We start from the raw sequence: 19,963 nt of genomic DNA on the forward strand, positions 1-19,963 counted from the left end.
GGCCACGGAAGCGTCATGAGGCGCTGGCATGTGCATTGCAAAATGCCCGCATGCCCTACATGCCGCCATTCATCGCCCCCACCCGCTTCACCGACCCCGACGCGGCGCTGGCCCAGGTGCAGCGCATCTACCAGGAGGGCCTGGCGCACCTGCGCGAGTCGATGCAGCGCTTCGTGGCCGGCGAGACCCTGCCCGGCCGGGTGCGGGCCTGCTACCCCTTCGTGCGGGTGCACACCCACACCAACACGCGCTATGCCACGCCTGCCACCTCGGGCCTGAGCTACGGCTTCGTGGCCGGTCCGGGGCGCTACGAGACCACGCTGAGCCGCCCCGACCTGTTCGCCCGCTACTACCGCGAGCAGTTCCGGCTGATCCTCGCCAACCACCAGATCGAACTCGAGATCGGCACCGGCAGCGAACCGATCCCGATCCACTTCTCCTTCGCCGAGAACGAGCACATCGAGGGCAACCTGAGCGCCGAGCGCCGCGCCCTGATGCGCGATGTCTTCGACCTGCCGGACCTGGGCGCCATGGACGACGGCATCGCCAACGGCACGCACATGACGCGTCCCGGCGAGGCAGAGCCGCTGTCGCTCTTCACCGCCGCGCGGGTCGACTATTCGCTGCAGCGCCTGCGCCACTACACGGGCACGGCGCCGGAGTGGTTCCAGAACTTCGTGCTCTTCACCAACTACCAGTTCTACATCGACGAGTTCGTGCGCCTGGGCCATGAGGCGATGGACGACGAGGCGAGCGAATACATCGCCTTCGTCGAGCCGGGCAACGTGGTCACCCGCCGCCGCGGCCTCACGGCCGAGCAGTCGGGCGACCTCGCCGAGCGCATCGGCGCCATGCAGGGCACGCCGCCCGGGCGGCTGCCGCAGATGCCGGCCTACCACCTGGTGCGCGCCGACCGCAGCGGCATCACCATGGTCAACATCGGCGTGGGTCCGGCCAATGCCAAGAACATCACCGACCACATTGCCGTGCTGCGTCCGCACGCCTGGATGATGCTGGGCCACTGCGCCGGCCTGCGCAACACGCAGCAGCTCGGCGACTACGTGCTGGCACATGCTTACGTGCGCGAGGACCATGTGCTGGACGAGGAACTGCCGCTGTGGGTGCCCATTCCCGCGCTGTCGGAGATCCAGCTCGCGCTGGAGCAGGCCGTGGCCGAGGTCACCGGCTGCAGCGGTGCCGAGCTCAAGGCCATCATGCGCACCGGCACCGTGGCCACCACCGACAACCGCAACTGGGAGCTGCTGCCGGGCAACGAGCCCCAGCGCCGCTTCAGCCAGAGCCGCGCCGTGGCGCTGGACATGGAAAGCGCCACCATCGCCGCCAACGGCTTCCGCTTCCGCGTGCCCTACGGCACCCTCCTGTGCGTCAGCGACAAGCCGCTGCACGGCGAGATCAAGCTGCCCGGCATGGCCAACCACTTCTACCGCGAGCGGGTGGAGCAGCATCTGCGCATCGGCATGAAGGCCATCGACATCCTGCGAGTGGAAGGCACCACGCGCCTGCACAGCCGCAAGCTGCGCAGCTTTGCGGAGGTGGCGTTCCAGTAGCAGCCCGCCGGTTCAGGCCGCTGGCGTGAGCCAGTGGCCCGTGCCTTCCAGGTACGGCGAAGGCCGGGCGCTGCTCCAGCGCAGCGGCAGCGCCCCGCGTCGGCGCCAGCCGCTGACGATCAGCAGGCGCAGCACGCGGTCGACGCCCTCGAAGCCCAGTGCCTCGGGCGTGCCCGTCAGTACCTCTGCGCGCGCGGACAGCTGCAGCAGGTCGCCCCGCTCGAAGTCCACGAAGAGCAGTCCTGCCCACGGGTGCAGCAGCAGGTTGCCCAGGGTGTTGAAGAAGCGGTTGCCGTCGAAGTCCGGCACCGCCAGGTTGCCGTCCGCCGCCACTTGCACGAAGCCCGGCCGGCCGCCGCGGTGGGATACGTCCACGCCCTCGGCTGGCCGGGTCGGGTCGGTGGCATGCGGATGCGCGCTGGCGATGAACAGGGTGTCGGCCTGGGCGATCAGCGCGCGGGCGGACGCATCGAGGCCGGTCAGCGCCTCAGCCGCGGGCGGCGTGTGCGCAACGGTGTGCGGCGATGCTTCACGGGCCTGGATGTAGCGCGGGCAGTTGCCGAAGCTCTGGCCCACGGCCAGCTCGAAGCCCGCGGCGTCGACGGCAGTCACCTGGCCGTTGAGCCGGTTGCGCCGCCGCGTGTGCGGCTCGATGCCGAGCAGGCCCAGTGGCGCGTCCGGCCGCAGTGCCGTCGCCATCGGGTCGGCGCCATCGGGCAGGGCGTCGATGCGCAGTCGGCGCGGATCGGGTGACTGCATGAAGCCCGGCGCGCCGGTCAGCAGGCTGGCCCAAGGGCGCTGACGTTCGTCCAGGCTACCCACCACCACGAACGGCAATTGCGCGAAGAAGTCGCGGTGCTGCTGCGGCATGTGGTCGCGGATCACGCGCGGCCCCAGGGCGGCGAGCTGGGCATCCACGCCCTCCTGGCGTTGCAGGGCGATCTCGCCATCGTGGAAGGTCATGGTGCGTCCCTCCGGCGCTCAGGCCAGCAGGCCGATCCGCGAGCGCGGCATGGGCAGGAAGCCCGGCAGGGCCTCGATGCGGGCCAGCCAGGCCCGCACCTGCGGATAGGCGTCCAGCGCCACATGGCCTTCCGGCGCGAGGGCCCATAGGCGTAGTGGGCAATGTCCGCCAGGGTGGGGCGGGCGGCGGCCAGGAAGTCCTGCGTGGCCAGGTGGGCGTCCATCACCTGCAGCAGGGCATGCGCCCGGGCCACCGCGGCCTCGTCCGTGGGACGGCCCATCAGCAGGGCGATGCGCGCGGCGGCCGGGCCGAACGCCAGGGGCCCCGCTGCCAGCGACAGCCAGCGTTGCACCCGGGCGGTGCCAACCGGGTCGGCCGGCAGCCACAGGGTCGGATCGGGCGCATACCGGGCGTTGAGGTACACGAGGATGGCGTTGGAGTCCGCCAGCACCACGTCGCCGTCCTGCAGCACGGGCACCTGGCCGAAGCGGTTCATCGCCAGGAAGGCCGGACGCTTGTGCTCGCCGGCCTTCAGGTCCACGACCTGGCTGCGCCAGGGCAGGCCCAGCAGCGACAGGAACAGGCGCACGCGATGCGCATGGCCCGAGAGCGGGGCATCGTGGAGCACGAGGGCAGGGGCGGCCGAGGCCGGCTCGGAGGCGGGGGTGTGTTCAGGCATGCGCCCATTGTTTTTTGATACGGCCGACGGATCAATGCGAATCCATGGAGGACATTGCTCCGCATTCCGGTGTAATCGCCGCATGGATCGACTCAAGGCCATGCAGGTGTTCGTGCGCATCGCGGAGCAGGGCAGCCTGACGCGGGCGGCGGATGTGCTGGGCAGCTCCCTGCCCGCGGTGGTGCGCACGCTGGCCGCGCTGGAGGCGCACCTGGGCGTGCGGCTCTTCCAGCGCAGCACGCGGCGTGTCGCGCTGACCGAGGACGGCCGCCGTTACCTCGACAGCGCGCGCGAGGTACTGGCCGTCGCCGACGCCGCCGACCGCGCACTGACGCAGGAGGCGGGCGAAGCAGCCGGCCAGCTCATGGTCACGGCGCCGGTGCTGTTCGGCCACATGTACGTCGCGCCCGCGATCGTGGGCTTCATGCGCGCGCATCCGCAGGTGCGCTGTCGGGTGCTGCTGCACGACCGGCCGGTGAACCTGGTGGAAGAGGGCATCGACGTCGGCATCCGCATCAGCCGGCTGGAGGATTCGTCACTGGTCGCACAGCAGCTTGGCAGCATCCGGCGCGTGGTGGCCGCCAGCCCGGCGTTGCTGCGCGAGCGCGGCCTGCCGCTGCACCCGCGCGATCTGGCGAACGCGCCGGCGGTGCTCGGCCAGCTCGACGGTGCGCCCCACTGGTCCTTCGACGTGCCGGACCGGCGCGTGCCGATGCAGGTCCCGCTCGACGTGCGGCTGGCCTTCAACCACATCGCACCGGCCGTGGAGGCCTGCGCCGCGGGCATGGGCTTCGGCCGCTTCTTCTCCTACCAGGTCCTGGGCCATGTGCGGGAGGGGCGCCTGCAACTGGTGCTCGAAGACTTCGAGCCTGCGCCGCGGCCCGTGAACGTGATCTACCCGCATGCGCGCCACCTTCCGGCGCGTACCCGTGCGTTCGTCGCATGGATGAAGAAGGCGTTCGAAGGGCTCCGGCTGTGAGCGCCGCGCAGGCGCCATCGCCGCCAGGCGGCCGCCTTCTCAGTTCACGGCGTCGCCGAATTCGGCGATGAAGGCTTCTGCAAAGGCCGCGCTGCCCGTGATCGACAGATGGAAGCTGCGCAGCGCCGGCCCTTCCTGGCGCTCGGCCAGGTCGGCGTCCCAGTCGCCGCCTTCCTCCACGGGGCCGCGCCGGCCGCGGAAGCGGCGTGCGGCCCAGCCCATCACCGTCTCGATCTCGGCGCGCACGGCGGCCTCGCGCTCGGGGCCGACGGTGGCCAGGGCTTCGAACAGGCTGCTGTCGTCGCCGCCGTCGCTGTGGTCGAAGAGCAGGTAGTCCAGCGTCATGGCTGCGGGTCCTCGGACGCAGAGGGCGCCGAGGGCGCAGCGGTGGCTGCCGCTGCAGCCGCGGGAGAGCCGCCGGCCGACTTGGCTGCCGCGGCGCGCAGCTTGTCCTTCTTGTTCGGCCGCCTGCCCTTGATGCCGCCGCCGGCCGCCGGCGCATCGGCCGGCGCCGTCTCCTGCGGCTCGAAGCCCGCGATCTGCTCGCGCGGCACGCGCAGGCCCTGGCGCTTCTCGATCAGGCGGAAGTGCGCCTCGGCCGCGGCCGGCACGAAGCTCACGGCCACGCCGCTGGCACCCGCGCGGCCGGTGCGGCCGATGCGGTGCACATGGTCGGTGGGCGAGCGGGCCAGGTCGTGGTTGACCACCGCCGGCAGCTGCGCGATGTCGATGCCGCGCGCCGCCAGGTCGGTGGCCACCAGCACCTGCAGCCGGCCGGCCTTGAAATCGGCCAGCACCTGCGTGCGCTTGCCCTGGCCCAGCATGCCGTGCAGCGGCTCGGCCGCGAGGCCGCCCTTGCGCAGCTTGTCGGCCACGGTTTCGCAGGCATGCTTGGTGGCCACGAACACCAGCACCTGCGGCCAGTCTTCGGTGGCGATCAGGTGACGCAGCAGCGCGGTGCGGCAGCCTTCATCCACCGCGATGGCGCGCTGGGCGATCTGCGGCAGCTCGGCCACCGGCGCGGGCGCCGTCACGGCCACGGGGTCGTGCAGCAGCGCATCGGCCAACTGCACGGTGCGCGGCGCGAAGGTGGCCGAGAACAGCAGGTTCTGTCGCTGCGCCGGCAGCGCGTCGAGGATGGCCTGCAGCTCGTCGGCGAAGCCCAGGTCCAGCAGGCGGTCGGCCTCGTCCAGCACCAGCACGGCGCAGTCCGAAAGGCGCAGCGCGTTGTGGCGCGCCAGGTCGAGCACGCGGCCGGGGGTGCCGATCACCAGGTCCGCGCCGCCGCGCAGGGCCATCAGCTGCGGGTTGATCGAGACGCCGCCGATGGCGCGGACCACCTTCGGCCGCTCGGGCAGCGTCGCCGCCAGTGCGGCCACGGTGTCGGCCACCTGCGCCGCCAGCTCGCGCGTGGGCACCAGCACCAGGGTGTGCAGCGCGCGGCGCGAGCGGTGGCGCGGCGCCTCGTGCCAGCGCTGCAGCAGGGGCAGCACGAAGGCGGCCGTCTTGCCCGAGCCGGTGTGGGCCATGGCGCGCAGGTCGCGGCCCTGCAGCACCACGGGGATGGCCAGGGCCTGGATGGGCGTGGGGGCGGCATAGCCCTGTTCGGCCACGGCCTGCAGGAGTTCGGGGCGCAGGCCCAGGTCGGCGTAGGTGGGGGAGGAAGACACGATGCGAGGAAGGGCCGGAAGAGCGCCGAGGAAGGGCTGCGGATTGTCCGCCTTCAGGCCCGGCCTGCGGGCGTGTCGGTCAAGGCGCCGTATGCGCGATGACGGCACGGGCCTTTGCCACAATGCCGCGTGCCTGCCGATCCGACCCCCTCCACCGCCGCCTCGACCGCGCCGCTGCTGCAGGCCCGCCACCTGCGCAAGCGCTATGGCGAGGCCACCGTCGTCGACGACCTGAGCTTCGAGATCGCGCCCGGCGAATGCCTGGGCGTCATCGGGCCCAACGGCGCCGGCAAGACCACCACCATCCGCATGTGCCTGGGCCTCACCGCGCCCGATGCCGGCGAGATCGAGGCGCTGGGCGGCCTGCACATGCCGCGCGATGCGCGCGCCATCAAGGCGCAGTTGGGCGTGGTGGCGCAGTACGACTCGCTGGACCCGGACTTCAGCTGTGCCGAGAACCTGGTGGTCTATGCGCGCTACTTCGGCTTCTCGCGCCGCGACTTCGCCGCCAAGGTGCCTGCGCTGCTTGACTTCGCGGCCCTGTCGCACAAGGCCGACGCCAAGCCGGGCGAGCTTTCGGGCGGCATGCGCCGGCGGCTGTCGCTGGCGCGCGCACTGGTCAACGACCCGAAGCTGCTGATCCTGGACGAGCCCACGACCGGCCTCGACCCGCAGGCCCGTCACCTGATGTGGGAGCGGCTGCAGACCTTGCTTCAGCAGGGCAAGTCCATCCTGCTGACCACCCACTTCATGGACGAGGCCGAGCGCCTGTGCCACCGCCTGCTGGTGGTGGACCATGGGCGCAAGATCGCCGAGGGCCGCCCGCGCGAGCTGATCGCCGAGCACCTGGAGCCGCATGTGGTCGAGGTCTACGGCCAGGGCAGCGCCGGGTCGGCCCAGGCGCTCGCCGAATCGCCCGCCTTGCGTGCACTGGCGCAGCGCACCGAGCTGAGCGGCGAGACCGTCTTCTTCTACACGCGCGAGGCGCGTCCGCTGCTGGAGGCCCTGGGTACGCACGAGGGCCTGCGCACCTTCCACCGGCCGGCCAACCTGGAGGACCTGTTCCTCAAGCTCACGGGCCGGCAGATCCGGGAAGGCGGCTGAATCCATGAACGAGAACACAAACATGCCCTCTGTCTGGTCGCTGCCGGCCGTCACGCGCCGCTGGTGGCCCGTCTTCCTGCGCAATCTGCTGGTGTGGCGCAAGCTGGCCGTGCCCAGCCTGATCGGCAACATCGCCGAGCCGCTGATCTGGCTCGTGGCCTTCGGCTACGGCATGGGCGCGCTGGTGGGGCAGGTGAAGGTAGGGAGCGAGTCGGTGCCCTACATCCTGTTCCTGGCCAGCGGCTCGATCTGCATGAGCGCGATGAATGCGGCCAGCTTCGAGGCGCTGTATTCGTCCTTCTCGCGCATGCATGTGCAGAAGACCTGGGACGGCATCATGAATGCGCCGGTGGGTCTGGACGACGTGGTCTTCGCCGAGCTGCTGTGGGCCGGCTTCAAGTCGCTGTTCACCGTCACGGCCATCCTGCTGGTGATGCTGGGCCTGGGCATCAGCCACAGCCCCAAGCTGCTGGTGGCCTGGGCGATCCTCGCCGGGGCGGGCATCGTGTTCTCGTCCATCGCACTGATCTTCAACGCGCTCGCGAAGGGCTACGACTTCTTCACCTACTACTTCACGCTGTTCATGACGCCCATGATGTTCCTCTCGGGCGTGTTTTTTCCGCTGGAGCAGTTGCCCGAGGTGGTGCGGGCGGTGGCGGCCTGGCTGCCGCTGGCCAATGTGGTGGCGCTGGTGCGGCCGCTCTTCATGGACCAGTGGCCCGCGCAGCCGCTATTGCACCTGGGCGTGTTGGCCGCCTATGGCATCGCGGCCTTCTGGCTGGCGCTGGGGCTCACGCGTCGCCGCTTCCGCAGCTGAGCCTCGCGCCCCGCCCACCCCATCAGCGGCTGCTGCCGCCCGAGGTTCCGCCGCTTCCCGAGGCGCCGCCCGAACCCGAGCCGGCGCCCATGCTGCCCGAGCCAGAGGTGCCGGAGCTTCCGGAGCCCATGCCACTCGTGCCCGCGCCGGTACCTGCGCTGCCCGACCCCGAGCCGCTGCCCAGACCGCCGGGGCCGCCTGTGCCCGTGCCGGTCGGCCCCTTGCCCCCGCGGTTCCCCATGTCGCCGCTGCTGTTGCCCGATCCGCCGGTGGTGCCGGCATGGGCGCCCGAAGCACCGCTGCCACTGCTGCTGCCCTTGCGCCGGTCATCGTCGCGGTTGCCCATGCGCCCGGTGCTGGAACTGCCGCTCGCGCCGCTGCCGGACTGCTGCATCGTGCTACCGCCGGACGAACCGCCGCTGCTGCCCATGCCCCCTGACGAGGACGTCTGCGCAAAGGCCAGACCCGCACTGCACAGGGCGGCGGCGATCAGCATCGGACGAAGGGGGCGGAATGAAATGCGTGTGTCTTGCATGAGAGTCTCCTTGGGGGGGATGGCGCCGCAGCGATGCGGTACCGGCTCCGGACCCTCCAGCGACATGCCGGTCCTGGCCCAGGAACAACTCCACCGTGAGCCGGCTTGTTCCTGCGCCGGGTGGGGCCAGGCCGACCTGGGCGTAGGCCAAGGCGCCCCTCTGGCGCACGAAAAAAAACAGCGCCCCGTGGGCGCTGTCAGCACAAGACGTGATGGCGGTCCGGCTTATCCGGCGGCCTTCACCTTCAAGCGCCACGCATGCAGCAGCGGCTCGGTGTAGCCGCTGGGCTGCTCGACGCCCTTGAACACCAGGTCCTGCGCCGCCTTGTAGGCTAAGGAGGTGTCGAAGTGGCCCGCCATGGGCTTGTAGAGCGGGTCGCCGGCGTTCTGCTGGTCCACCACGGCGGCCATGCGCTCGAAGGTGGCGTTGACCTGGTCCTTCGTGACCACGCCGTGCAGCAGCCAGTTGGCGATGTGCTGGCTGCTGATGCGCAGCGTGGCGCGGTCTTCCATCAGGCCGACGTCGTGGATGTCGGGCACCTTGGAGCAGCCCACGCCCTGGTCGATCCAGCGCACCACGTAGCCCAGGATGCCCTGCACGTTGTTGTCCAGCTCCTGCTGCTTCTCGGCGTCGCTCCAGTTGGGCGTGGCGGTGATCGGCACCTGCAGCAGGTCGTTCAGGATCGCGTCGCGCTCGGCCTCGGCGTCGATCTTCTCCAGCTCCTTCTGCACGTCGGCCACGCTGACCTGGTGGTAGTGCAGCGCATGCAGCGTGGCGGCGGTGGGCGAGGGCACCCAGGCGGTGTTGGCGCCGGCCTTCGGGTGGCCGATCTTCTGCTTGAGCATGTCCGCCATCAGGTCGGGCATGGCCCACATGCCCTTGCCGATCTGCGCCTTGCCGCGCAGGCCGCAGTTCAGGCCGGTGAGCACGTTGTTGCGCTCGTAGGCGGCGATCCACTTCGTGCCCTTGATGTCGCCCTTGCGCAGCATCGGGCCGCCCTGCATGGCGGTGTGCATCTCGTCGCCGGTGCGGTCCAGGAAGCCGGTGTTGATGAAGGCCACGCGCGCCGGTGCGGCGGCGATGCAGGCCTGCAGGTTGACGCTGGTGCGGCGCTCCTCGTCCATGATGCCCAGCTTGACGGTGTTGGCCGGCAGGCCCAGCAGCTGCTCGACGCGGCCGAAGAGCTCGTTGGCGAAGGCCACTTCGGCCGGGCCGTGCATCTTGGGCTTGACGATGTAGATGCTGCCGGTGCGCGAGTTGCGGATGCCGTTCTGGCCCTTGCCCTGCAGGTCGACCATGGCGATGGCGGTGGTGACGACCGCGTCCATGATGCCTTCGGGGATCTCCTTGAGACCGTCGGAAGAGCCCCACAGGATCGCCGGGTTGGTCATCAGGTGGCCCACGTTGCGCACGAACATGAGCGAGCGGCCGTGCAGCGTGACCTGGCCCTGGCCGTCGGGCGCGGTGTAGACGCGGTCGGGGTTCAGGCGGCGCACGAAGGTCTTGCCACCCTTGGCCACTTCCTCGGTCAGCGTGCCCTGCTGGATGCCGAGCCAGTTGCTGTACGCCAGCACCTTGTCCTCGGCATCGACCACGGCCACCGAGTCCTCCAGGTCGAGGATGGTGGACAGTGCCGATTCCAGCACCACGTCGGCCACGCCGGCCGGGTCGGTTTGGCCAATGGGCGTGCTGCGGTCGATCTGGATGTCGAGGTGGATGCCGTTGTGCCTGAGCAGCACCGACGAGGGGTTCGCCGCGTCGCCCTGGTAGCCGACGAAGGCCGACGGGTCCTTCAGGTGCGTGCTGCTGCTGTGCAGGGCGATGACCAGCTGGCCGTCCTTCACGCTGTAGCCGGTGGCGTCCTTGTGCGAACCGTTCACCAGCGGTGCGGCCTGATCGAGCACCTCGCGGGCGAAGGCGATGACCTTGGCACCGCGCACGGGGTTGTAACCCTTGCCCTTCTCCGCGCCATCGGTCTCGGGGATCGCATCGGTGCCGTACAGCGCGTCGTACAGCGAGCCCCAGCGCGCGTTGGCGGCATTGAGCGCGTAGCGGGCGTTGAGGATGGGCACCACCAGCTGCGGGCCGGCCTGCAGGGCCAGCTCGGCATCGACGTTGGCGGTGGTGGCCTTGACGCCCTTGGGCTGGGGCAGCAGATAGCCGATCTTCTCCAGATGGGCGCGGTAGGCCGGCATGTCGGCGATGGGGCCGGGGTGGGCCTTGTGCCAGGCGTCCATCTCGCTCTGGAGGCGGTCGCGCTCGGCCAGCAGGGCGGCGTTCTTGGGCGCCAGGTCGGCCACGATGGCGTCGAAGCCCTGCCAGAAGGCGGCGGGCTGCAGGCCGGCGGCGGGCAGCACCTGCGACTCGATGAAGCGGTGCAGTTCGGTGGCGACTTGCAGTCGGTGGACGGTGGTGCGTTCGGTCATGCGTGTTCTCGGGGTGCGGCGGGGCCGCGAAAGGGTTGCACGGGGGGCGGGCGGTCGGCGTCAACGCACGAGCATGCGGCCGACGCTGGAGCTCCACTGTATTAGAGACGGGGCCGCAGATTAATCGCCGGATGAGGCGTTGATTCGTGACAAGAATGAGGGTAATTGCCGCGCGGGCGCGCGGCATTGGACCGGTGCAGGCTCACACCGCCGGACCCGCGCGCCGCGACTTTCAGGCTGAAGGAGGGGCCAGACTGGCGTCGATCCAGCCTTCGATGTCTTGGGCGCCGGCAGGCTCGGCCGTGAAGAGGAGCCGAAAGAGAAGCGGCGCCACCAGCCTGTCCATCACACGCTCGACGGGTGGCGCGGCCACGCCGCGCGCCTGGGCACGGGCCAGGAGCACCCCGATCTGCATCGCCAGGAAGCTCGCGCACCGGCAGGACGGGGGCTCCTCCGGCGACTGCGCGGACAGCACATCGCGCAGCATGCCGCGGCCGGGCTGCGAGGACATCTCCTCGTTGTACTGCTCGGCCCAGGCCAGCAGGTCGCCCCGCAGCGAGCCGGTGTCGGCCGGTTCGCCCTCGGGCCGCATGCGCTCGACCGACACATCGGCCAGCAGTTGGGCGAGGTCGCCCCAGCGGCGATAGATGGTCGATGGCGTGACCCCCGCGCGTGCGGCCACCATCGGAACGGTGAGCGCCTCGCGACCATGTTCCGCGGTCAGCTCGCGTGTGGCCCGGTGCACCGCCTCCTGCACGCGCGCGCTGCGGCCGCCGGGGCGGGGCGCGGTGCGGTTTCCAGGGATCGATGAAGCCATGCTTCCAATATTAACGCAAAGAATTTGCGTTAATGATCCGTGGCGCGCACAATCCGCAAACGCAAAGATTTTGCGTTAAAGGAGCTTTTCGATGCCTGCCCCCGCTCTTGCCCCGTCGGCGCCGGCCGCTGTTCGCCGCCTTCCGTCGCGCGCTGCCTTCGCACTGGTCGTGGCACTGGTGATCACCTTCCTGGCCGCGTCGAGCGCGCCCTCGCCGCTGTATGCGCTGTATCGGGAGGCCTGGGGCTTCTCGGCGCTGGTGCTCACCGTGGTGTTCTCCAGCTACGCATTCGCGCTGCTCGCGGCCCTGCTCGTCTTCGGCGCGCTGTCCGACCACCTGGGTCGGCGTACCGTGATCCTGGCCGCGCTGGTGCTGGAGATCGGGGCCGTCGTGCTCTTCTGGCAGGCCGGGTCGGTGGGCTGGCTGATCGCCGCCCGCGTGTTGCAGGGCATCGCCACCGGCATGGCCACGAGCGTGATGAGTGCGATGTTGCTCGACCTGAACCCGGTCCGTGGCGCGCTGTTCAACAGTCTCTCGCCCATGATCGGCATGGCGGTGGGCGCGCTGGGCGCCAGTGCGCTGGTCCAGTTCGCGCCCGAGCCCATGCACCTGGTCTACGAGGTGCTTCTGGTCGCGCTGGTGCTCCAGGCGCTGCTGGCGCTGCGCCTGCCGGAAACCGTCACGCCGCGGCCGGGTGCCTGGGCCTCGATGGTGCCGCGCGCGCACGTGCCGCCGCCTGCCCGCGCGCTGGTCCTGCGGCTCATGCCGCTCAATACCGCCGGGTGGGCGCTGGGCGGCTTCTACCTGTCGCTGGGGCCGACCCTGGCACGGCTCGTGACAGGCCGGGCCACGCCGCTGGCCGGCGGCGTGCTCATTGCCACGTTGGTGCTGACGGGAGCCGCCGCGATGTACGTGGTCCGCCAGCGGCCCGCGCGCCGCGTGCTGCGTGCCAGCGCCGCACTGCTGGCCGTGGGCCTCGTCGTCACCCTGTTCGGCGTGCATGCGCAGCAGGCCCTGCCCTTCTTCGGTGGCACGGTGGTGGCGGGCATGGGCTTCGGCGCCAGCTTCAATGCGGCCGTGCGCAGCCTGGTGCCGGTGGCCACGCCTCACGAGCGGGCCGGTCTCATGTCCAGCTTCTTCGTGCTGAGCTACCTGGCCTTCAGCGTGCCGGCCATCCTGGCGGGCCTGGCCGTGGGCACCTTCGGCCTGCATGCCACCACGCTGGGCTACGGCCTCGTGCTGGTGACGCTGGCGTTGCTGGCATGGAAGACGACGCACGAGCGGGCCTGACCCCGGGCCGCAGCAGGAGGCGCACGCCCGGCGCAGCCCTGCCAGCGCCGCTCCCGGCCACTGAGCGCCGATAACATCGGCGGTTTTTCGGAGCGCGCATGAACCCCGGCCAGGTGCCCATCGACCCCATCGACACAGGCGATGGCGTGCCACGGGCCAAGGCCGCCCGCTCCGCTGCCGCCGACGCGCTGCGCCGTGTTGGACCAGGAACGACCGCATGACCGACACCGCCCCACAGCCCTTGCCCTACACCGGGATCCGGGTCGTCGAGTTCACCCACATGGTCATGGGCCCCACCTGCGGCCTGCTGCTGGGCGACCTGGGCGCCGAGGTCATCAAGGTGGAGCCGGTGGCCGGCGACGACACCCGCCGGCTGCTGGGCGCCGGCGCCGGCTTCTACCCGGCCTTCAACCGCAACAAGAAGAGCGTGGCGCTCGACCTGAAGACGCCCGAGGGCCTGGAGGCCGCACGGCGGCTGGTGGCCACGGCCGACATCGTGAGCGAGAACTTCCGCCCCGGCACCATGAAGAAGCTGGGCCTGGACTACGAGACGCTGCGCCGCGACAACCCGCGCCTCATCTACGTGAGCCACAAGGGCTTCCTGCCCGGCCCCTACGAGAACCGCACCGCGCTCGACGAGACGGTGCAGATGATGGGCGGCCTGGCCTACATGACCGGCCGTCCCGGCGATCCGCTGCGCGCGGGCAGCAGCGTCAACGACATCATGGGTGGCCTCTTCGGCGCCATCGGCGCGATGGCTGCACTGCGCCGGCGCGAGCAGACGGGCGAGGGCGGCGAGGTGCAGTCGGCCCTGTTCGAGAACAACATCTTCCTGGTCGCCCAGCACATGCTGCAGTTCGCCGCCACGGGCGTCGCGGCCGATCCGATGCCGGCGCGCATCTCCTCCTGGGGCATCTACGACGTCTTCACGGTGAAGGACGGCCAGCAGATCTTCCTGGCCGTGGTGAGCGACAAGCAGTGGCCCATCTTCTGCCGCGCCTGCGGCCTGGAGGACCTGCTGGCCGACACGCGCCTGGCCACCAACAACGACCGCGTCCGCGCCCGCTCCTGGATGATGCCGATCCTGCGCGAGCGGCTGGCTGCCCGCAGTGCGGCCGAACTGACCGCGCTGTTCGAGCAGCATGCACTGCCCTTCGCGCCCATCGCCCGGCCGCACGAACTCTTCGAGGATCCGCATCTGGTGGCCAGCGGCGGCCTGGCGCCGGTGCGCATGAACGACGGCCACATGGCCCAGGTGCCGCTGCTGCCCTTGACGATCGACGGCGTGCGCCCGCCCCTGCGCCTGCAGCCGCCGGCCATCGGCGAGCACACGCGCGAGCTGCTGCGCGCCGCCGGCTATGCCGAGGCGCAGATCGAGGCCATGGTGGCAGCCGGCGCGGCCGCCGCCACGGCCGGCTGACCGACCGGTTGGCAAGGGGGCGCGACATGGACCGCCTCAAGCAGATGGAGACCTTCGTGGCCGTCGCCACGCGCGGCAGCCTCACGGCCGCAGCCAAGGCCGAGGGCGTGGCCGCCGCCATCATCGGCCGGCGGCTCGATGCGCTGGAGGAGCGCCTGGGCGTCAAGCTGCTGCTGCGCACCACGCGGCGCCTCACGCTCACGCACGAGGGCAGCGCCTTCCTGGAGGACTGCCAGCGCCTGCTGGCCGAAGTGGCCAATGCCGAGGCCAGCGTGAGCGCGGGCGGCGTCAAGGCCAGCGGCCATCTGCGGGTGACGGCGCCGGCCGGCTTCGGCCGCCGCCATGTGGCGCCGCTGGTGCCGCGCTTCCGCGAACTGCATCCGGAGGTGACCGTGTCGCTCAACCTCAGCGACCGGGTCATCGACCTGGCTGGCGAGCATTTCGACTGCGCGGTGCGCGTGGGCGACCTGCCCGATTCCTCGCTGGTGAGCATGCGCCTGGGCGACAACCGCCGCCGCTGCGTGGCCACGCCGGCCTATCTGCGTCGGAACGGCGTGCCGCGACATCCCTCGGACCTGGCGCGCTTCGATTGCCTCACGCTCAGCAGTGACGCCTCGCAGACGCGCGGCTGGGCCTTCCAGGTGCCGCGGCAGGATGGCGAGGGCGTGGAGGTGGTGCACCTGAAGCCCTCGGGCCCGCTGGACTGCACCGACGGGCAGGTGCTGCACGACTGGTGCCTGGCGGGCCTGGGCATCGCATGGCGCAGCACCTGGGAGGTGGAGGCGGAGATCGACGCTGGCCTGCTGGCGCCGGTGCTCGACGAATTCGCGGCGCCACCGAACGGCATCTACGCCGTGTTCCCCGAGCGCCGGCATCTGCCGCTGCGGGTGCGGCTGTGGCTGGACTTCCTCAAGGCCCAGTACGGCCGGGCCGACTACTGGGGGCGCGTGGGCTGAGGTGATCTGCGTTGGCTGCATCTCCCCTTGGGGAGAGGGGAGTGGATGCCCGGCGAATGCGCGGGCGACCGCCTATTTCTGCTTCTGATAGGCCTCGTGCGCCGCCTGGCCGCGGTCGGTGTCCTTGCGGCCGCTTTCCAGGTCGTCCAGGGCGCGCTTGCCGCGCTCGGTGGGCTGGCCGTCGCGCGCCTCCTGGCTGTCGGCGGACTGGTCGCGCTCGTGCGGCATGCGCGGCGCGTGGCCGTGGCTCTGCTTGGTGCGGGTCTGGCCTTCGCCAGCGGGATCGGGCTTTTCGGTGGGAGCGTTGCTCATGGGGGCGGTCTCTTGCTTTGGCGGGCGCGGTCGCGCCGCTCTTCGGCCCGATGGTGGCGCAGCGGCCCGCCGCCGCGGTAGGACGCCCCGGCCAGCCGCTGTAGGCCGGCTCAGTCGCGGGCGGCGTTGCCCAGGCGCCGGACCTGCGCCTGGTACTCCCGCTCCACGCGCGCGATGCGGCCTTGCCGCGCGTCCTCGCTCACCCACTGCGCCAGGCGCGCATGGCGCAGCGCCAGGTCGCGCTGCATGCGCGCGGCCTCCAGCAGCGCGCTGTCGTCGGCGGGCTCGTAGCCCAGGTCGGCCTGCAGCGAGCGCAGCACCGCCCGCTCCGCGTCCGCGCCGGGCGCGCGGCCGTAGTCCAGCAGCAGGTTGCGCAGCCCGGCCTGCTGCTCGGCCGGCAGGTCGCGCCGTACGACGATCTGCGCGGGCGGGGTGGGCAGCGAGGTCCACAGCACCTGCAGTCGCCCCGCCTCGGCGGGAAACAGGGCCTGGAAGCGCTCGAAATCCGTGCTGTTGGTGGTGGCCACGTCGGCATCGCCATTGGCCACGGCCAGGGCGTTGTCCTGGTGGTTGCCCACCGTCTCGGCCTTGAAGCTGGTCTCGATGTCGACGCCATGCGGCAGGAAGAGCTCCGACTGCGGCACGATGAAGCCCGACACCGAGCGGCGGTCGCCGCGCGCGATGTGCCAGCGTTGGGGGTTCTGCAGCACGGCGTCCAGCGAGGCCGGGCCGCCGTTCAGGCGCCCCAGCAGCAGCGCCCGGTGCTCCACCTGCCGCGGGTCGCGCCGTCGGCGCACCTGCGCCAGCACCTGCATCGGGCCGCTCGTCACGGCGTCCAGCGCCATCTTGCCGGACAGCAGCGCGAAGTCGACGCGGCCGTGCTGCAGGGCGCGGTCCAGCGTGTCGTACTGGAAGGCGCTGAACACCGTCACCGGCCGCCGCAGCGTCGAGGCGATGGCCAGCAGCAGCGGCTCCCAGCGGCGGCGGCTCTCGACCGCGTCGCCCATCGGCAGCAGGCCGAACACCAGGGCGGCGGGCGCACCGGCGCGCTCGCCGCCGGGCCGCGCACCGGCCGCGAGTGCCGGCGCCAGTACCGCGCCGGCGCCCAGGGCGAGGGCACCGACCAGCAGCCGGCGGCGGCCTTCAGCGCCCGTCATCGCGCAGGGCGGCCATCTGTTCGGCGAAGGCCGCGTCCAGCCGCTGCAGCCGTGCCTGGCGGGCTTCCTCGTTCACCCATTGCGCGGTCATGGCGTTCTGGCGCGCCAGCTGGTAGGCCAGGCGGGCCGCCGGCACCAGCGAGCTGTTGTCCGCCGGCAGGAAGCCCGCCAGGTCGTGCAGGGACTTGAGCACCGCCCGCTGCGCCTCGCCGCGCGCGCCCGGCGCCTTGCCGTAGGCCACCAGGAAGGCCTGCACCTGGCCCCGCAGCGCGGGCGGGTAGCCGTTGCGCATGACGATCTGCGCATGCGGGATCAGGTCGGATTCCCAGATCACCCGCAGCCGCCGCGCCTCGGCCGGGAACTGCAGGCGGAAGCGCTCGAAATCCGCGGTGTTGTTGGTGGCCACGTCGGCATCCCCATTGGCCACGGCCAGGGCGGTGGCCTGGTGGGTGCCCACGGTCTCGCTGCGGAAGCGCTCCATGGCGATGCGGTTGGGCAGGAAGAGCTGCAGCTGCGGCACGATGTAGCCCGACACCGAGCGCGGCTCGCCGCGAGCCAAGCGCCAGCGCTCCGGCTCGGCCAGCAACGCCTCCAGCGAGGGCAGGGGCCCGCCCTCGCGCACCAGCAGCAGCGCGCGGTAGCCGGGCAGGCCGTCGTGGCGCGTCACCTGCGCCAGCACGCGCATCTGGCGCAGCGTCACGGCGTCCAGCGCCATGCGGCCCGAGAGGAAGGCGATGTCCACCTCGCCGCGCTGGATGGCCTGGTCCAGCGCCTCGTACGAGGTGACCGACAGCACCGTCACCGGCCGTCCGATGGCCCGCCCCATGTCCGCCAGCAGCGGCTCCCAGTCGTTGCGCGACTCGAAGGCGCCGCCCAGCGGCAGGATGCCGAAGCGCACCGGCGCGGCCGCCGGCGCCGGCGCAGTCGGCGGCAGCACCTGCTGCGCAGCCGACAGGCTGGCGGCCAGGCCGATCCACAGCGCGGCCAGGGCCTGCGCAGCCCGCCTCAGGGCGACGCCGGCGACAAGGCAAGGGCGCCGGAGGCGCCTCTGAGGCTGGCAGTCGGGACGGGCGGCGGCGAGGGGCGCGGGCATGGCTGACTGAACGGGTTAGAGCGAATGCGCAGTCGTGGTGCGGCTGCGGACAATTCACAATTAGAAAACATTCAACGTTTTTTCTGTGACGTTTCTCACATGAGCGCCCTGCCGGGCCGTTCCCAGCCAATGCGCACGGCCGCCGAAGCCGCCGACGGTCCGCCCCGGGCCGCCGCGGCGCGGCCCGTGCCGGCGGCGCACACCGGCCCCGCCACCAGCGCGCCACCGCCGCCGCGGCAGGGGCGCGGGGCGCGTTTCTCGCTGGCGCGGCTGTCGCTGGGCCAGCAGATGGTGCTGCTGGCCGTGTTGCCGGCCACCCTGGCCATGATGGGTGCCATCGGCGTGCTGATGCGCCAGTACCTGGACGGCATGACCGAGCTGGTGCGGGCGAATGCCCAGACCGTGGGCCTGCAGCTGGCCACCGCCGCGCAGGCGCCGCTGGCGCAACTGGACCGCCGCGCCCTGCTGCGGCTGGCGCAGTCCGGCATCGCCCAGCCGCATGTGCAGCAGGTGCAGGTGTGGTCGGACGACGGCGAGATCCTGGCCAATGCCGAGACGCAGGACCGCGCGCGCGGCGCCGGCCTGCGCGCCGTGGTGCCGGTGCCTGCGCTGGACGGTCGCGATTCTGGCGGGCAGGTCATGGTGGAGATGAGCCTGGATGCCGTCGGCAGCGCCCGTCGGGCCGTCTGGCTCAACGTGCTGCTGGCCCTGGGCGCCAGCCTGGCGGGCGTGGCCCTGGCGGCCGGCTGGGCGGCGCGGCGCATCAGTGCGCCCATCCGCCGCCTGGCGCGCGCCGTCGACCGGCTGGGCGCGGGCGAGGAGGCCCATGTCGCCATCGAGGGCGCGGCCGAGGTGCGCCGGCTGCAGCACGGCTTCAACGCCACCGCCCATGCCCTGGCCGAGGGCCGCCGGCTGCTGCAAAGCCGCATCGAGACGGCCACGGCCGAGCTGGCCCGCAAGAACGCCCAGCTCGAAGTGGCCAGCCAGGCCAAGACCCGGCTGCTGGCCGCCGCCAGCCACGACCTGCGCCAGCCGCTGCATGCGCTCACGCTCTTCGCCGACGGCCTGGCCAATGGCGAGACCGATGCGGGCAAGCTGCAGCGCATCGCCCACATCCGCGAGTGCGTGGACTCGCTGGACCGGCTCTTCCTGGAGCTGCTGAACCTGTCGCAGCTGGACGCCGGCGTGCTGCAGCCCCAGTGGGCCGACTTTCCGCTGGATGCGGTGTTCGACGAGATCAGCCGCAACTTCCGCCCCGTGGCCGAGCAGCAGGAGCTGCGCCTGGTGGTGCGCAAGACCGACCTGTGGGTGCGCTGCGACCAGGTGATGCTCACGCGCGTGCTGTCGAACCTGGTCTCCAACTCGCTGCGTCACACGCCCGGCGGCGGCGTGCTGGTGGCGGCGCGGGGGCGCGGCCGCTCGGTGCGGGTGGAGGTGTGGGACAGCGGCATCGGCATCGCGCCCGAGCATCAGTCGCGGGTGTTCGAGGAGTTCTACCAGGTCGATCCGCAGCAGTCGCGCGGCACCCGCGGCATGGGCCTGGGCCTGGCCACGGTGCAGCGGCTGGCGCGGCTGCTCAACACCCGGGCCGAGCTGCATTCGGTGCCCGGCCGCGGCACGCGCGTGCGGCTGCTGCTGCGGGCGGCGCATCCGCCGGCCCATGCCGTGGTGCGCCCGGCCGCCACGATCACCCAGCCGCTCACCCTCTCGGCGCCGTCCGGCGACGTGCGACTGGACGGCCTGCGCATCCTGGTCATCGACGACGAGGCGGGCATCCTCGAAGGCCTGCAGGTGGTGCTGGGCGCCAGCGGCGCCACCGTGATGGCCGCGCAGGGCCGCGAAGAGGCCCTGGCCCTGGCCGACGCCTGGGAAGTGCCGCCCGACGTGGTGGTCAGCGACCTGCTGCTGCGTGCCGGCGACAACGGCCTGGCGGTGCTGGAGGCGCTGCGCCGGCATCCCAAGGGCATCGGCGACGACACCGCCTGCCTGCTGGTCACCGGCGAGACCAAGCCCGAGCGCCTGCGCGAGGTCGCCTCGGCCGGCGTGGCCGTGCTCTACAAGCCGGTGTCGCCCCGGCTGCTGCGCCAGGCGATCCAGGCCCAGGTGGTGGCGCGCGGCATCGCGCCGGACGGCGGCCCGCCTGCGCGAGCGGTGTAGGCCATCGGATATAGCGC

At 71.7% G+C, this 19,963-nt stretch carries 17 protein-coding genes and 1 pseudogene; 8 read left to right on the forward strand and 10 right to left on the reverse strand.

Annotated elements, in window-relative coordinates:
• Window positions 1-50: 50 nt before the first annotated feature.
• Window positions 51-1,568 (forward strand): AMP nucleosidase, encoded by a 1,518-nt coding sequence (locus tag KBC94_RS06855; RefSeq protein WP_294367795.1) that lies wholly within the window; start codon window positions 51-53, stop codon window positions 1,566-1,568.
• 12 nt (window positions 1,569-1,580) lie between these two features.
• On the opposite strand, the gene KBC94_RS06860 is transcribed toward KBC94_RS06855, so the two are convergent.
• Window positions 1,581-2,531, reverse strand: a complete 951-nt coding sequence (locus tag KBC94_RS06860; protein WP_294367798.1) for a pyridoxamine 5'-phosphate oxidase family protein — start codon at window positions 2,529-2,531, stop codon at window positions 1,581-1,583.
• A gap of 18 nt (window positions 2,532-2,549) precedes the next feature.
• Window positions 2,550-3,211 (reverse strand): annotated as a pseudogene (locus KBC94_RS06865) (glutathione S-transferase).
• Between the two features lie 82 nt (window positions 3,212-3,293).
• Between KBC94_RS06865 and KBC94_RS06870 the strand changes: the two are divergent.
• Window positions 3,294-4,190: a LysR family transcriptional regulator gene (locus KBC94_RS06870; protein ID WP_294367801.1), complete on the forward strand. Its 897-nt coding sequence runs from the start codon at window positions 3,294-3,296 to the stop codon at window positions 4,188-4,190.
• A 39-nt stretch (window positions 4,191-4,229) separates the two neighbouring features.
• On the opposite strand, the gene KBC94_RS06875 is transcribed toward KBC94_RS06870, so the two are convergent.
• Together KBC94_RS06875 and KBC94_RS06880 are read right to left on the reverse strand one after the other, a co-directional pair.
• Window positions 4,230-4,535: a hypothetical protein gene (locus tag KBC94_RS06875; RefSeq protein ID WP_294367805.1), complete on the reverse strand. Its 306-nt coding sequence runs from the start codon at window positions 4,533-4,535 to the stop codon at window positions 4,230-4,232.
• Window positions 4,532-5,860, reverse strand: coding sequence for a DEAD/DEAH box helicase (locus tag KBC94_RS06880; RefSeq protein WP_294367808.1), 1,329 nt, complete (start codon window positions 5,858-5,860; stop codon window positions 4,532-4,534). The genes KBC94_RS06875 and KBC94_RS06880 overlap by 4 nt, the downstream gene beginning before the upstream one ends.
• 129 nt (window positions 5,861-5,989) lie before the next feature.
• Between KBC94_RS06880 and KBC94_RS06885 the strand changes: the two genes are divergently transcribed.
• Complete coding sequence (locus KBC94_RS06885; protein ID WP_294367812.1) at window positions 5,990-6,964, forward strand: ATP-binding cassette domain-containing protein; 975 nt, start codon at window positions 5,990-5,992, stop codon at window positions 6,962-6,964.
• A gap of 4 nt (window positions 6,965-6,968) precedes the next feature.
• Window positions 6,969-7,781, forward strand: a complete 813-nt coding sequence (locus tag KBC94_RS06890; RefSeq protein WP_294367815.1) for an ABC transporter permease — start codon at window positions 6,969-6,971, stop codon at window positions 7,779-7,781.
• A gap of 22 nt (window positions 7,782-7,803) precedes the next feature.
• On the opposite strand, the gene KBC94_RS06895 is transcribed toward KBC94_RS06890, so the two are convergent.
• The 3 genes from KBC94_RS06895 to KBC94_RS06905 form a co-directional block, all read right to left on the reverse strand.
• A complete protein-coding gene (locus KBC94_RS06895) occupies window positions 7,804-8,316 on the reverse strand; it encodes a hypothetical protein (RefSeq protein ID WP_294367817.1) in 513 nt (170 codons plus the stop codon).
• Between the two features lie 225 nt (window positions 8,317-8,541).
• A complete protein-coding gene (locus tag KBC94_RS06900; protein ID WP_294367820.1) occupies window positions 8,542-10,743 on the reverse strand; it encodes a malate synthase G in 2,202 nt (733 codons plus the stop codon).
• Between the two features lie 232 nt (window positions 10,744-10,975).
• The gene (locus KBC94_RS06905; protein ID WP_294367821.1) at window positions 10,976-11,560 is read right to left on the reverse strand and encodes a TetR/AcrR family transcriptional regulator; all 585 of its coding nucleotides are present in this window, start codon (window positions 11,558-11,560) and stop codon (window positions 10,976-10,978) included.
• Window positions 11,561-11,651: 91 nt separating this feature from the next.
• On the opposite strand from KBC94_RS06905, the gene KBC94_RS06910 reads away from it, so the two are divergent.
• The 3 genes from KBC94_RS06910 to KBC94_RS06920 all read left to right on the forward strand — a co-directional run bounded on the left by KBC94_RS06910 (window position 11,652) and on the right by KBC94_RS06920 (window position 15,227).
• Window positions 11,652-12,851 carry an MFS transporter gene (locus tag KBC94_RS06910; protein WP_294367823.1) on the forward strand — a complete coding sequence of 400 codons (1,200 nt, stop codon included), beginning with the start codon at window positions 11,652-11,654 and terminating at the stop codon, window positions 12,849-12,851.
• A 217-nt stretch (window positions 12,852-13,068) separates the two neighbouring features.
• Window positions 13,069-14,271, forward strand: a complete 1,203-nt coding sequence (locus tag KBC94_RS06915; RefSeq protein ID WP_294367826.1) for a CaiB/BaiF CoA-transferase family protein — start codon at window positions 13,069-13,071, stop codon at window positions 14,269-14,271.
• Between the two features lie 26 nt (window positions 14,272-14,297).
• A complete protein-coding gene (locus KBC94_RS06920; protein WP_234193204.1) occupies window positions 14,298-15,227 on the forward strand; it encodes a substrate binding domain-containing protein in 930 nt (309 codons plus the stop codon).
• A 72-nt stretch (window positions 15,228-15,299) separates the two neighbouring features.
• Here the strand turns inward: KBC94_RS06920 and KBC94_RS06925 are convergent, their stop codons facing one another.
• From KBC94_RS06925 to phnD, 3 genes are all read right to left on the reverse strand, one after another.
• Window positions 15,300-15,539 (reverse strand): hypothetical protein, encoded by a 240-nt coding sequence (locus KBC94_RS06925; RefSeq protein WP_294367829.1) that lies wholly within the window; start codon window positions 15,537-15,539, stop codon window positions 15,300-15,302.
• A gap of 110 nt (window positions 15,540-15,649) precedes the next feature.
• Complete coding sequence (locus KBC94_RS06930) at window positions 15,650-16,696, reverse strand: phosphate/phosphite/phosphonate ABC transporter substrate-binding protein (protein ID WP_294367831.1); 1,047 nt, start codon at window positions 16,694-16,696, stop codon at window positions 15,650-15,652.
• A complete protein-coding gene (gene phnD, locus KBC94_RS06935; protein ID WP_294367834.1) occupies window positions 16,683-17,789 on the reverse strand; it encodes a phosphate/phosphite/phosphonate ABC transporter substrate-binding protein in 1,107 nt (368 codons plus the stop codon). Before phnD ends, KBC94_RS06930 begins: the two co-directional genes overlap by 14 nt.
• A gap of 99 nt (window positions 17,790-17,888) precedes the next feature.
• On the opposite strand from phnD, the gene KBC94_RS06940 reads away from it, so the two are divergent.
• Window positions 17,889-19,946 (forward strand): hybrid sensor histidine kinase/response regulator, encoded by a 2,058-nt coding sequence (locus KBC94_RS06940; RefSeq protein WP_294367837.1) that lies wholly within the window; start codon window positions 17,889-17,891, stop codon window positions 19,944-19,946.
• The last annotated feature ends 17 nt before the right edge of the window (window positions 19,947-19,963 follow it).

Source organism: Pseudacidovorax sp. (genome assembly GCF_017991995.1).
GTDB lineage: Bacteria > Pseudomonadota > Gammaproteobacteria > Burkholderiales > Burkholderiaceae_C > Xenophilus.